Annotated in this window: 8 protein-coding genes; 5 read left to right on the forward strand and 3 right to left on the reverse strand. The window is 46.0% G+C overall.

Annotation, left to right across the window (positions count from 1 at the left end; all coding sequences use genetic code 11):
- Positions 1 to 410 precede the first annotated feature (410 nt).
- From ACE1CM_RS18350 to ACE1CM_RS18360, 3 genes are all read left to right on the forward strand, one after another.
- Positions 411 to 824: a transposase gene (locus ACE1CM_RS18350; RefSeq protein WP_374879091.1), complete on the forward strand. Its 414-nt coding sequence runs from the start codon at positions 411 to 413 to the stop codon at positions 822 to 824.
- Between the two features lie 82 nt (positions 825 to 906).
- Positions 907 to 1,248, forward strand: coding sequence for a hypothetical protein (locus tag ACE1CM_RS18355; RefSeq protein WP_374879093.1), 342 nt, complete (start codon positions 907 to 909; stop codon positions 1,246 to 1,248).
- Positions 1,249 to 1,546: 298 nt separating this feature from the next.
- Positions 1,547 to 4,906 (forward strand): PAS domain S-box protein, encoded by a 3,360-nt coding sequence (locus ACE1CM_RS18360; protein ID WP_374879095.1) that lies wholly within the window; start codon positions 1,547 to 1,549, stop codon positions 4,904 to 4,906.
- A 312-nt stretch (positions 4,907 to 5,218) separates the two neighbouring features.
- Here ACE1CM_RS18360 and ACE1CM_RS18365 read toward each other — a convergent pair whose 3' ends face one another.
- The 3 genes from ACE1CM_RS18365 to ACE1CM_RS18375 form a co-directional block, all read right to left on the reverse strand.
- Complete coding sequence (locus tag ACE1CM_RS18365; protein WP_374879097.1) at positions 5,219 to 8,044, reverse strand: response regulator; 2,826 nt, start codon at positions 8,042 to 8,044, stop codon at positions 5,219 to 5,221.
- Between the two features lie 47 nt (positions 8,045 to 8,091).
- Positions 8,092 to 8,517 (reverse strand): response regulator, encoded by a 426-nt coding sequence (locus tag ACE1CM_RS18370; protein WP_226584554.1) that lies wholly within the window; start codon positions 8,515 to 8,517, stop codon positions 8,092 to 8,094.
- Positions 8,518 to 8,833: 316 nt separating this feature from the next.
- Positions 8,834 to 12,544, reverse strand: a complete 3,711-nt coding sequence (locus ACE1CM_RS18375) for a PAS domain S-box protein (RefSeq protein WP_374879099.1) — start codon at positions 12,542 to 12,544, stop codon at positions 8,834 to 8,836.
- Positions 12,545 to 12,860: 316 nt separating this feature from the next.
- On the opposite strand from ACE1CM_RS18375, the gene ACE1CM_RS18380 reads away from it, so the two are divergent.
- Both ACE1CM_RS18380 and ACE1CM_RS18385 read left to right on the forward strand, forming a co-directional pair.
- Positions 12,861 to 13,043: a hypothetical protein gene (locus ACE1CM_RS18380; protein ID WP_374879100.1), complete on the forward strand. Its 183-nt coding sequence runs from the start codon at positions 12,861 to 12,863 to the stop codon at positions 13,041 to 13,043.
- Between the two features lie 344 nt (positions 13,044 to 13,387).
- Positions 13,388 to 14,614, forward strand: a complete 1,227-nt coding sequence (locus ACE1CM_RS18385; protein WP_374879102.1) for an RNA-guided endonuclease InsQ/TnpB family protein — start codon at positions 13,388 to 13,390, stop codon at positions 14,612 to 14,614.
- The last annotated feature ends 171 nt before the right edge of the window (positions 14,615 to 14,785 follow it).

Consider the following 14,785-nt stretch of genomic DNA (forward strand, 5'->3'; position numbering starts at 1 on the left):
CACCCCACAAGAGTTTTTTTGAATTGAAACGTTTAAGAAACCGGGTTTTTTTAACAAACAACACTTACGCAAAGAAACAAAGGGCGATCCGAGAAATCCTTGGGCAAGGCAATCATAGATCGACGCAGAAACCCGGTTGATTTTCTCGTCGTGCGTCAGTCGTGACAGATGTTTAACGATTGACGACAATGCTACAATCACCGAAAGCACCTTTTGGTGTCATGACCCTCAAAACTTAGCTTTCGCTCAGACTGGCTATCTGTCGGGTGGATGCGCTAGTTGTCCCCTTTTGTCCATGGTTTGGTTGATAGCTGTACCCTTTCTATCTGGTATGATAAAACTTCACTCAACTTATTATAACCATTGCTAGCCAATTGTGGTAAATTATTCACAAGTTGTCGGTGTTGGTAATGCAGCTAGTCGAAAAGCATATTATCTCTAGTCACCACTGGCTTTATCAACAGCTAGACAATTTATGCTTTATCTCCAAAAATCTATTCAATTACGCTAATTATTTAATTAGACAAAAGTTTATTAATTCAGGAGAATACCTAGATTATTATCAAGTTCAAAAACTTTGCCAAGGCACACCGGATTATGCCGCACTGCCAGCTCTAGTGAGTCAGCAAACTTTATTAAGACTACAGGAAAGCTGGAAATCGTTCTTGGCAGCAACTACAGCATACAACGAGCAAAAAGAAAAGTTTTTTGCTCCCCCGAAACTGCGCCAATATTATCCGCAAAGTATTCCCCAACGCTTTTACAGAGGGGATACAGGGCGTTGTAGTACGTCCAGTCAGGGTTACTCCTTACAAAATGGTTAGATTAGGCTAATCGAATAAATGTCTATCAAACCTGTAATTATGTGAGACTCTAAACATACCATATTACTCGGGGAATTAATTTGTGGAAATCACAACCGGCGAATACAGCATCTACTACGATCCAGAAACTGCAACCGTTTTCTTTCGAGGGATGCTGCGGTTAAACGGTATAGAAGAATACCAGCCAGTCATAGATCTGCTGAATAAGATTGCGGAACAGACCTCAGCATTTACCCTGGATCTGCGGCAACTAGAATTTCTCAACAGTTCCGGTATCAGTATGCTGTCGATGTTTGCGATCCAAATGCGTCAGAAACCGAACGTGCAGCTGACCTTGCTAGGAGCGAGCAGAATTTCTTGGCAGATGCGAAGTCTCAGGAATCTACAGCGACTAATGCCGAGTTTGCAGTTAGAGTTTGCTTGACACTCCCCGCGCCTATTGGTACGGGGATTCTTAAGACATTGCGGTCTTAATATCCTGAGAACTCAGGAAACCTTAGCGCCATCCTTATACCTAAAGGCAGTCTGCTATCCTAATCTGGCAACGGGATCCTCGGTCGTCAACTTTCCCCCAGTCCAGGGGTAGGTTTTAACGTCTTGTACTGACGAAACCTTTTTTAGCACAGTTGCGCTTTGACTGGACTTAAAAGTCCGGCAAGCGGTACATCGGGCGCGTAAACGACGGGGGTTTTGCGCTTCTGGTCATGGTTGATAATTAAAGCATGGCGGACACTAACTGGAACACCGATGAGCGGCAACAACTTCTAGCAGAGATCGCGCGTCTGCGACTGGAAAATGCGCGCTTCTTGCGGGAAAACAGCGATCTTCAGATGACGCTGTTAACCACCGCAGAACATGGAGATGCGATCGAAGCGCAGTTGTTCGACGCCAACGAGAAACTGCGCGCAGAAATCGCCCAACGCCAGCTAGCTCAGGCAGCGTTGCAGCAGATTCTGGAAACAGTTTCCAGAGACAAGGCAGACTTGGAACTAATCTTGCAAACGACCACCCAGCACGGCGATTTTATCGAGTACGAGCTTTACACCCAAGCAGTCGAGTCGGTGCGCCAGAGCGAGGACTTGCTGCGAGCGATCGCCGAATCAACTCCGGTGCTGATGTTCTTGACACAACGGCAAGATGGTGTTATAACCTACGCCAACTCAACCGCGAGCCAGCAACTCGGCATTGAAGCCAGTGGGATACTTGGTCACTATCTGCGAGAATTCTACGCCAATCCCGCCGAAGAGGAGAACTTGTTGCGCCTGTTAGAACAGCAGGGATACGTGCGAGACTACGAACTTCAGATAAATTGCGCTTCGGGTAGGAAGATCTGGGTTTCCGCTTCGATTCATCCATTGCCCCTCGATGGGCGCCATACGCTGTTAACGACGTTATACGATATCAGCGATCGCAAGCAAGCACAAGAAATTCTCACCGGATACACTCAGGAATTAGAACGCCAGGTAGAACACCGCACCGCCGAGTTGCGTTCTGCTACCGAACGACTCGAATATCTCCTCTCATCGAGTGCGGCGGTGATTTATTGCTGCAAAGCGACCCCAGATTTCGGCACGACTTTTATCAGCCAGAATGTCAGCCAATTGGTGGGTTACGAGGCGCGCGAATTAATCGCAGATTCTGGCTTCTGGTATCGCCAGATTCACCCGGAAGATGTGGAGCGCATTAAAGAAGAATTAACAACGCAACTATTTTCACAAGGTTTTCACACCGGCGAATATCGATTTCGACACCAAAACGGAACTTACCACTGGATGAGCGATCGCATTAGGTTAATCCGCGACGCTGATGGGTCACCGATTGAATGTATTGGTTGCTTGATCGATATCACCGAGCGCAAACACGCAGAGGAAGCTTTGCAAGAAAGCTTGCAACGGGAAAAAGCGCTTTCCACCGCGATCGAAAAAATGCGCCAAACCTTGGACATCGAAACAATATTTGCCACCACAACGGAAGAATTGCGTCAAGCGATTAAATGCGATCGCGTCTTACTCTATCGATTCAATCCAGACTGGAGCGGTGAGTTTGTCGCCGAGTCGGTTAGTCAGAAATGGCCTTCGCTGTTGCAGCGCTCTAACCGGGCGAGCTTAAATAATGCTATATCACACAAAGATTGCGTCGTCAAAAACTTAAGTAATACGAATTCGCTCCAGGATACTTATTTGCAAAAAACTCAAGGAGGAGCCTACAGTCAAGGAATTCATTACCTGGCAGTTCCAGATATTTATCAAGCAGGATTCAAACCTTGTTATGTCCAACTTTTAGAGCGATTGCAAGCCAGATCCTACATCACGGTTCCCATCTTTTGTGGCGATAAACTTTGGGGATTGCTCGCAACTTATCAAAATCAAAAGCCCCGTCAATGGAAAGAAACAGAAATTAATGTGGTCGTCCACTTCGGCAATCAACTAGGAGTGGCCCTGCAGCAGGCAGAATTACTCGCCAAAACCAGACAGCAATCAGAAGCCTTACAACAAGCTGTATTAGCCGCCGATACCGCCAATCGTTCTAAAAGCGAATTTCTCGCCAATATGAGTCACGAATTGAGAACCCCGCTCAATGCTATTCTCGGCTTTAGCCAAATAATGAATCGGGATAAATCTCTATCTTTAGAAAATCAGAAAAACTTAGCTATTATCAATCGCGCTGGCGAACATTTACTTGGATTAATCGACGATATTTTAGAAGTTTCCAAAATCGAAGCAGGCCGAGTCACCTTCAATGAAACCAGCTTTGACTTGTTCCAACTGCTAGATAATTTATATAAAATGTTGCAAATAAGAGCTGATTCCAAAGGCTTGCAACTGCTTTTTGAATATAGCTCCAACATTCCTAGGTATGTGCGAACTGATGAAGGAAAATTACGTCAAGTTTTGCTCAACCTTCTGGGAAATGCCATCAAATTTACATCTTATGGCGGCGTGACATTGCGCGTCAAATCAGAATTGGGTAATCGGTCATTGGTAATGGAAAATGGACAAGAATCACCCATTACCCATGACCCTCGTTCCCAGGATCTGCCAGGGAACGAAAATGTACAAGAATCACCAATTACCAATTACCAATTACCAATTACCAATTACCGCTTATGTTTTGAAGTTGAAGACACTGGCTCCGGCATTGCTGCTGAAGAAATTCACCTGTTATTTGAACCATTCGGACAAACAGCAACGGGGAGAAAATCTGGGCAAGGAACGGGTTTAGGTTTACCAATTAGCCAAAAATACGTACACTTAATGGGGGGAAACATTAAAGTCAGCAGTACCCCAGGCAAAGGAAGCTTATTCGCCTTTGATATTACAATCAGTTTAGCTGACACGGCGCTTGTGCAAAAAAATCGGTCACAACAAAAAGTCCTTCGTTTATCCAACAACCAACCAGAATATCGCATTTTAGTCGTTGATGATGTTTGGGAAAGCCGGATTTTGTTAGTAAAATTACTAACATCAATCGGCTTTTCTGTGTGCGAAGCCGAAAACGGTCAAGAGGCAATAGAAACCTGGGAAAATTGGCAACCTCATTTAATCTTAATGGATATACGGATGCCGGTAATAGATGGTTACGAAGCAACTAGACAAATTAGAAATCAGGAGCAAAAACGACAGGAAGGCTCGTCAATTACCAATGACCAACCAACTATAATTTTTGCTTTAACGGCTAGTGCTTTTGAGGAACAGCGACAAAAAATTTTATTAGCGGGGTGCGATGATTTTATTGGCAAGCCACTGCAAACGGAAATCTTCCTTGAAAAAATTAGACAATATCTCAACGTTAAATATGATTACGAACAACAAACCAGCGGCACAGAAGCTCAAACTAAGAAAGTAGGCAAATTTTTATCCGAAGCGGATTATCAGGGTCGCTTATCTCAAATGCCACCCGCATGGGTCAAAAAAGTTTATGAGGCTGCATCTGAATGCTGCGACGATGTTATTTTGGAGTTGATTGAGGAAATCCCAGCCGAACAGGCAGCTTTAGCAAATGCTCTGACGGATTTAATCGAAAACTTCCAGTTTAAAAAAATTATCCAATTGACTAAAAACTTGGCGGTTAAATCGCAATAAAATTAGGTAATTGCTAATGGCTAATGGCTAATTGCTAATTGCCCCTACAGGTCGTAATTCCGATGCCACCGTCAACGATATTACACTGCGTTAAGGCATCATACATATAGAGATGTTGCGTAATATCATTTCCTCTTGCAACGGTTGTGTAACTGCTAATAGCTAATCGCTAATCGCTGCTCTTGGAGGCAATTGACAAGCGAGCAATTAGCAATTAGCCATTAGCCATCTATACACTACCGATCTCTCGCGGACATGATATAAGTCCTGTCACCAATTAACAATTAGCAATTAGCAATTAGCAATTACCAATTACCCTTTGAACGATCGCTGTAAAGCGGCGATCAATTCTTTGGCGGTGAAGGGTTTGGGTAAAAACTGTTTGATGTCGATGCTTGTGGTATTTGCGATCGCATCGCTAGAAGTCAACCCACTCATGGCGATAATCTCAACTTGGGGGTTCATTTTTCTTAACGTGCGGCTGGCGATCGCACCATCCATCGTCGGCATCATCATATCCATCAACACCAGAGAAATTTCATTCATGTGTTCGGCGTATTCTGCGATCGCTTCAATCCCATCGCTGGCAGTCAAAACTCTATAATTGTAGCTTTCTAGAGTAGCTTTAGTAATCTCGCGAATCGCCGCTTCATCATCTACAACTAATATTAATTCCCCATTACCTGAGAATAATTCCAACTCGATTGCTGCTTGCATCAAGGTGCCCTCGCTAGCAGGCAAGTACACCTTAAATTCACTCCCCGCGCCTACCTGACTCGATACTTCTACAAAACCGCCGTGAGTTTTAACAATACCCAGTACCGTAGATAAACCCAACCCCGTGCCTTTACCTACTTCTTTGGTGGTAAAAAACGGGTCAAAAATGCGATCGATAATTTCTGGAGGGATGCCAACACCCGTATCGCTGACTGTAATGACAACCTTCGCACCCACTGTAGCTTCAACGTTCATCCTGGCATAGCTTTCATCGATGTTAATATTGGCGCCGCTAATGCTCAAAGTCCCCCCGTGCGGCATGGCATCGCGTCCATTCACGACTAGGTTCATAAACACCTGATGCAGTTGCGTTGCATCCGCAGAAACAGTCCATAATTCTGAGGGGATATCGGATTCAATTTCAATCGTTTTGGGAAACGTGCGTTTGGCAATTTGTTCGATATCTAAAAGCAAGTGCTTCAGTTGCACGCTCGTGCGCTTTCCTTCCGCTCCCCGCGCAAATGATAGAATTTGCTTCACCAAATCCGCGCCTCGTTTGGCATTCGTTTCTAGCATCAAAAGCATCCGCTGACTTTGTTCGTCGAGGTGGGGAAGTTTGAGGGGTAGCAGTTGCGCCACGGCGAGAACCGGCGTCAAAATATTGTTGAGGTCGTGGGCAATTCCGCTCGCCAGAGTCCCCAGACTTTCTAACCGTTGAGCGCGTAAAAATTTCGTTTCCAGTTGTTTTTTTTCGGTGATATCTGTATCGACGATCAAAATAGATTTGGGATTTCCCGCTTCATCCCGCACCAGCGTCCAATGGCTTTCTACCAGGATTTCTTTACCATCTTTTTTGACTTTATGCAACTCGCCTTGCCACGCCCCCGACTCGATAGTAGCTTTTAATGCTACTTCCTGTTGAGTTGGATCTTTCTTGGACAAAAAATCTTGGGTATTTTTTAGCAGTACTTCTTCTGGCTTCCAACCGTATAAGCGTTCTGCACCTTTATTCCAGAATAGAATTTGGTTGTCTAAATCTCTGACAAAAATGGCATCGGTTGCTACATCTAGCAAAGCCGCTTGTTCGCGGATTTTCTGTTCGGCTTGCTTGTATTCTAGAATCATTTTTGCGTTCTCTAAAGCAACCGCAGCGCTAGCAGCCAAACCTTCCAACAGAGTGATGTCGCGATCGCTAAATCGGTCATACTCTTTGTTGTGCAACTCCAAACAGCCGATCAACTCATCTTTGCGGCTAAAAATCGGCACGATCGCCAGATTTTTCACCCCCAAAGATCGTTGCATTTCCCCAACATAGGAGTCCAGCGCCGTATCGTTGGTATAATAAGGCATCTTTGTCAGCATCAACCAACCCGCAATACCTCCTTTTCCCGGCTCGAAAGTGAAATTGAGCGGGCGTATTTGTCCCTTTTGATGGTATTCTGTGAAGGTCATTTTCCCTTCGATTACCAATCCGGCAACCCCGGCGCTTGCTCCCACTAATTCCATTGCCGCCGCGATTAAAGTTCCCAGCACTGCCGGTATTTTCAGCACCGTATTAATCTTGCGAGTGGCGCGGGAGAGGACTTCCAACTGGTGCGTGCGCCGCAGTAAAGATTCTTCTGACTGCTTGCGTTCGCTAATATCTTCTGCAATCCCCCCCAAGTACCAAATTTCTCCCCGTTCATCCGGAATGGCAAAACTGCGATCCCAAATCCAGCGCACCGACCCATCCGGCTGCAAGATGCGATATTCTACATTGGTGGGTTTGCCCTGGATTTGTTGCTCTAGCTTCCACCGTACAACCTCCCGATCTTCTGGATAAACTGCATCGATCCAAGCATCAGGGCGATCGCCCAGACTCTCTACCCCTCGACCCCAGATTTTTTCATACGCAGGGCTAGTGTAAAAATTATTACTTGAATTTGGGTTTCCCATCCAGACGGCTGCCTGGAGATTTTCTGCCAAAGATCTAAACTTAGCCTCGCTTTGGCGCAATTGCAGCTCGATCCGCTTGCGCTCGATGGCGTAGCGCATGGCACGCGCCAACAAATTGCCATACACCTGCCCTTTTACCAGATAATCCTGCGCTCCCTCCTGCATCGCCCGCATTGCCAGGGTTTCATCATCTAAACTCGTCAGCACGACAATCGGAATGTTGGGAGCGTAACGGCGAATCTTGACAAAAGTATCGAACCCCTGGCTATCTGGCAGCGAAAGGTCTAAAAGAATAATATCAAAGCTTTCTACGTCGAGACATTTTAGTGCCTCCTCTAGCAACTCTACCTGCTTGATGTCGAACTGGGCCGTGGTAACCTCGTCTAAGTACTCCTCCAACAGACGCGCATCTGGGGGGTTATCTTCGACTAACAAAACTTTGATCGATTGCTTTGCCATAGGAATTGCTAATTGCTCATTGCTCATTGCTACTTGGGAATCTATTGGGCACACCTGCACACGCGCACAAGAGCTCATTCTGGGGGTAGTTTGACGATAGTGAACCAAAAGTTTTCTATCGATTGCACAATTTTAACGAACTGCTCGAAGTCAACGGGTTTAGTAATGTAACAATTTGCACATAGATCGTAGGCTTTCAGGATATCTTCTTCCGCCTGGGAAGTCGTCAGCACAACTACGGGAATTCGCTTGAGAGCTTCATCGGCTTTCATTTCCAACAAAACCTGCCGCCCGTCTTTTTTTGGCAAATTCAAATCGAGCAATACTAAGTCAGGATGGGACGCTTCGCTAAATTTTCCCTCTTTTTTTAAGAAAGCCATTGCTTCGACGCCATCCTCAACGATACTCAAGTTAACAGCTATTTTGCTATCTTCCAGGGCTATCTGGGTTAACTGAGCATCGCCTGGGTTATCTTCAACTAACAAAACTTCAATTGCCATGATGATCGGTGGAAAATTTATTAAGTATTAACTCAAGTTGCTAGTTATAAGCTTTGGCGTTGCCAGCTGGCTAATTGCAAGCTTGCTAATATAGGATTTTTAGCAATCTCGCCATTAGCCATTAGCCATTAACCGCTGTGAGAGAGATAACTAGCAACTTCAACCCGGTTTCTCTGAAAAATCTTGGGTTTGACAGCGAGAAATCGACGCAGAAACCAGGTTGCTGACTGGGGTAATTGGTAATTGGATTCATTGGTGCTGGAATCCTGACAATTACCGATTACCGATTACCCATTACCAGCGTCCTTGGATGTAACTAGCAACTTACGTTATTAGCCGCTTTATCTGGAATCGTAAAGTAGAAAATCGCACCCTTACCAGGTTCGGACTCGACCCAGATCCGTCCTGAGTGGCGTTCTACAATTTTCTTGCAGATTGCCAAACCAATCCCAGTGCCGGGATATTTCCCCCTAGCGTGCAAGCGCTGAAAGATGACAAAGATGCGTTCGGCATACTGGGATTCGATTCCTATTCCATTATCGCGCACGTAGAAAAGCCATTCACTTTCGGATAGAGCATGTTCACTAGACGCGGGGACAAGGGAGAGGGGGGACGCGGGGATAATTTTTGATAATTTCTCCGCTCTCCCTTGTCTCGGAGTCTCCGCGTCATTCCTAACTACTCCAATATGAACCTGGGGGGAAAGTTCGCTGCGGAATTTGATCGCGTTGCCGATCAGATTTTGGCATAATTGAGTCAGTTGGGTGGCGTCACCCATGACGGTGGGTAAAGCATCGTGGGTAATAACTGCGCCGCTTTCTTGGATGGCAATTTTGAGATTCCCTAGGGCATTCTCCAACACCTCATTACAATCAACTGGTACAAAAGGCTGTCCGCGAGTGCTAACCCGCGAATAAGCCAATAAATCGTTAATCAAAGTTTGCATCCGCCGCGCGCCGTCTACAGCATAGGCAATAAATTCATTTCCCTTGTAATCTAATTTGTCTTTGTACCTGCGTTCGATTAACTGCAAGTAACTCGTCACCATTCGCAGGGGTTCTTGCAAGTCGTGGGAAGCAACGTAAGCAAATTGTTCTAATTCTGCATTGGAACGAGCGAGTTCTTCTGCGTAGCGGGTTTGTTGTTCTAATAGTTGTGCTTGCGATAAGGCTATGCCAATTTGGTTGGCGAGTTGTTGCAGTAAATCGATTTCAAAATGAGTCCAATTTCGGGGACTAGAACACTGATGGGCAATCAGCAAACCCCAGCAGTTTTCCCGCATTAAAATCGGTACGACGAGGTTGGCTTTGATACCAAACTGCCGGAGTAATTCCTTATGGCACAGTGCGATATCGGCGGTTTCGACATCGGCGATCGCCGCCACTCTACCTTGACAATATGGCTCTAGGTGTTCTTGTCCCAGGCAGGGATCGGTGATTTTTTGAGCCAAAATAGCCGTAAAACCCGGTTCCACAGCTTCTTGCACCACCGTTCCCGATCCGTCGCCCCACAGTCGAAAGATCAGCACTCGGTTGGTATCGAGCAGTTTTTGCACCTCGGTGACGGCAGTTTGCAGAATTTCGTCTGGTTGCAAAGATTGGCGAATTTTGAGGGTAATTTCGGCAAATAGTTGCGATCGCTGCCCTTGACGCCTTAATTCCTCTTCAGCTTGCTTAGCTGCGGTGATGTCTCGATCTACCCCTGCCATCCGAACGGGTTTACCCGTTTCATCGTAAAACACCTGTCCCTTACTCGCAGCCCAGCGAATTGTACCATCAGGTAAGACAAACCGAAATTCAATCTCATAGCTTTCTCCTTGTTTAACAGCATGGGCGATCGCTCTCACCACTCGCTCTCGATCTTCCGGGTACACCAAGTTAATAAACGTTTCGTAACGACCGTCGAAACCCCCCGGCGTCAACCCCATCAAGCATTCTAGGTTTTGGGACCAGCTAATTTGGTTCGTTTGAATATTCCAGTCCCAAGTCCCCATGCAAGCAGCTTCTAGCGCCACCCGCAGCCGTTCTTCGCTTTCCCTCAGCGCTTCAGAGGCTCGCTGGCGCTCAGTAACATCAGTATGGGAACCCGCCATCCGCACCACCTTGCCTTGTGAGTCCCACAGGGCTTGTCCCCGATCCAGTATCCATTTATACGTGCCGTCTTTGCACTGCACGCGATGTTCGGTGACGTAAAACGGGGTTTTCTTGGCAAAATGGTCTTTGATCGCTTGGGTTACCCAGCCCAAGTCATCGGGATGCACTCTTTTTGCCCATTCATCCAAATGGTTGCTAATTTCGTGGTCTTCATACCCCAGCATTTCTTTCCATCGCGGTGAAAAGAAAACTTCGTTTGTGCGGACATTCCAGTCCCAAATCCCATCGTTATTACCCCGTAAAGCTAAGTGCCAGCGTTCTTCGCTTTCTCGCAAAGCTTCCTCAGTGTGCTTGCGCTTGGTAATATCTTGGAAATAAACCGACAACCCATCTTTTGAGGGATAGGCGTGGACTGCAAACCAAGTGGCAAGGGGTGGATAATACTCCTCAAATTCCACGCTCACTTGTTCTGAAACAGCTCGATGATACTCCTGGTAGAATTTCGTCCTGATTGCATCTGGAAAGACTTGCCAAAGATTGTTGCCAATTAACTCATTTGGGTGCTTCTGCAACAGCCGCGCCGCTTGCCGGTTAACATAGGTCAATCGCCACTCGCTATCCAGGGTCAAAAAGGCATCGGTGATACTTTCTAGGATGTTGGAGATTTGGTTTTTTGCTGCTTGTTCTTGCTGCAATAGTTGCAGGCGTTCTTGCTCTGCCTGTTTGCGATCGCTGATATCCTGAATCTGCACCACAAAATACAACGGCTCACCCAAAGAAGTTCTCACTAACCCCACGCTCAATTGTACCCACACCACTTTCCCTTGTTTGTGCAGGTAGCGCTTTTCCAATTGATAAGATCGAATTTCACCTGCTAGCAATTGACGCCGTCGATCTATGCTGGTATCTAAGTCGTCTGGATGGGTAACAGATTGAGAGGTTTTATCCAATAATTCCCGTTCTGAATAGCCCAACATTTCGCACAACGAAGGGTTCACTTGCAACCAGCGTCCCGACAAAGATACTAACGCCATGCCAATCGCTGCATGTTCAAATGCTTGGCGGAAGCGTTCTTCGCTTTCCCGCAGCGCTTCTTCTACCTGTTTGTGTTGGGTAATATCAAACCTGATTGCCAAATATTGCATCGGTTTCCCCTCGCGATCGAGACAGGGAACAATCGTCGTATCAACCCAGTAATAGCTGCCATCTTTGGCTTGATTTTTAATCTCTCCCTGCCACACCTGACCGCTAGAAATCCTTGACCAAAGTTCCCGGAAAAATTCCGGGGTATGGTAACCAGAATTAATCAGGCGATGGGTTTTCCCCATCAGTTCTTCTCTGGAATATTGGGAAATTTGACAAAATTTATCGTTGACATAGGTGAGCGTGCCTTTTTGGTCGGTCATCGCTACAATCGCTGACTGATATAAGGCAAATTTTTGAAACCTTAAAGATGCTATGGTGGCTTGCAGCGCTTCCTTTACTTGCTGGCACTGGCTAATATCGCTAAGGGCAGTTTCTTTTGAGTTAAATACTTGCAGCAAATTGGTTTGAGTTACTAACCCCACCAATTGCCCTTGTTCGTCTACAACGGGTAGGTGGCGAATTCGATGCCGCCGCAACAGCGCTAAAACTGTCAATACCGTCTCCGACCCGGTTAGGGTCAACGTAATAACGGGTTGCGCCATCACCTCCTCGATTTTGACCCTGGATAGTTCCAGGGATTTATTAGTTATTTTTACTACATCTTGATCAGTAAATATCCCGATACAGCGCCCCGCTTCTACCACCAGAACGCAGGCAGCACTGGTTTGGTTGATTAAAGCGATCGCATCAATCAGCGGGGTATCCGGCGCCACAGTCAAAGGAGAGCGATCGATAAATCGATCTAAAATGAGTAAGTCAACAAGCTCAAGCTCAGGAACAGGGAACATCTTAAACGACTGGCTCTTGGTTAAAATTGGGACAAATTACCCCATTCAAGGATTTGGGAAACAAACCTCGACACGGGAGCAAAACCGCGACAGTTATATAAAACGGCTAGCCCGATTGTATCAATCACTTTTCATACCGCAGGCAGTTGCAATCTTTCTTGAAGAATGGCAGCAACAGTAGGGGCGGGTTTTACCAACCAATCTGTGGAAAAAAACCGGGTTTCTGTGAAACTACGAAGAAACAAAGGTGATGGCGTCGTAAAACCCCCCTCCTGCAACTATTTTGCTAGAAATCGGTTTGAGAGAGGAAGTAAAAATGGACACACAAAACAGCGAACTCAAACAAATTGCGACCCAAATTTTAGCTGGAATGCTTGCCAATCCCCACATTTATGCCAGCGTCAGCGATGAGAAAGGCAAGGGACGGCAAGAGCAGGATCTGATTGTGGTAGCAATTGAGATGGCTCAAAGTTTAATTGAACGGGTCGAGAAAATGTAGCAATCCGGGAGGGATGAACAGATATACTCGAAGTAAACTTCCGGTGCAGGAAGATAAATGCTCCTGAGAGAATGTCAAATTATTGACATGGAAAAACGGCGGCAATTACCGCCAAGCGGCATAGACTACCGGCAGACTTTTTGTAAAAATTCATGGGTGATTAAAAGTACTCAGGCTAAGATTTAGGTAGATTGACCCAGGCTGCATCAGCTTTTCTGCGGTCACGCCTCAAGAAAAGAGCATGACTAAATAGCCAAATACTTAGCTAAACACGACGAGAAGCTTGCTAACGCCAATAAGTTTCAAAAACCGCAGAGTCTGGTAAACAAATCGGAGTATCCAGTATGTACGCACTGAAGCTAGAACTAAAACTAAATAACAGAGAAGTTTCGCTTTGGCGCAAACTAGCTGGCTTCAAACGCTTGGTCTACAACTTTGGGTTGTACATGCTTCAAGCTTGCTGGGAGTTTGATGGCATAAAGGCGTCGGACTCCCGCGGTATTGATGCCATCAAAAAAGTATTCACAATGGTGGTGATGAAAGCACCAGAAAACCCATGGATGAAACAATATCCATCCACGGTTTACCAATCTGCGTTCATCGATCTAAAGGAGGCTTTTTCGAGATGGCGTCAAGGTTTAGCTGAGTTGACAAAAAAGAAGTCTAAAAAGAAAGGCGACTCGTTCACAGTCTACAAAACATCGGGCGTTTACCGAGAAAAAGGCAAGCCGGCGCTGCCATTAACCAATAGGGTAGTAATCAAACCTGGCAAAAGGATCGTGCTTCCAGGGTTGAAGGAATTTCGATTGAAGGAACGAATCGATTTTACTTGCAGTTCTCAAACATTTACTGTTTCTAGAACCGCCGATAAGTGGTTCGTATCATTCCCTCTGGATGTCGAGAAAATTCCGACATTGATTCATCCAATTGCAACGGTTGGCGTGGACTTGGGCGTAAAAACTTTATTCTCTTGTTCCGACGGCACACGATACGATATGCCAGCTGCGACAAGATGGGCGAAAACCAAGCGAAGATCGCTGCAATGGCGCAATCGTAACAAGGTTCTTGGAAGTAAAAGGCTGAAGGTAAAAGCATCCGGTAACGCGCGAAAGTTTTACACGCGCGTTGCCATATTACATGCGCGAATCGCCAACATTCGCCGGGATACAACCCAGAAAATGACGACGGATTTAAGTCGCAAAGCCAAAAGAATTCGGCTCGAAGATCTGAACGTCGCTGGTATGCTTGCCAACCATAAGTTAGCTGGCGCCATCAGCGACAATTGTTTTTACGAAATCCGTCGTCAATTAACTTACAAACAGTCTCATTACGGTACGCGGGTCGAATTGGTTGACCGATGGTATCCGAGTTCTAAAACTTGCTCAAAGTGCCATTACGTCCAACCGATGAAACTATCAGACCGCTTGTTTCGCTGTCCTGATTGTGGGCATGTTCAATGCCGCGACGAAAACGCCGCAATCAATCTTGAACGCGCTCCTAAAGATAAAGTACGGCTGGCTGAGTCGGAACTTAACGCCTGTGGACAAGAAGGAGCCGACTCCCTTGGTTGAAACAGGAAGCAGACCCTCCAGATATTATTTCTGGTTGAATGGTGAACTTTAAGCAAGTTTAGCCAAGTTCTGTGGAGCAGCTAAGTGACCTGATAAATAAAACCACTATGGATGCTTTCCAAGATCCTAATAGAACGGCTCCAAGTAACAAGTTAAACAAGTCAAGACAAA

The sequence above is a fragment of the Microseira sp. BLCC-F43 genome (genome assembly GCF_041929235.1).
Lineage (GTDB): Bacteria > Cyanobacteriota > Cyanobacteriia > Cyanobacteriales > Aerosakkonemataceae > Microseira.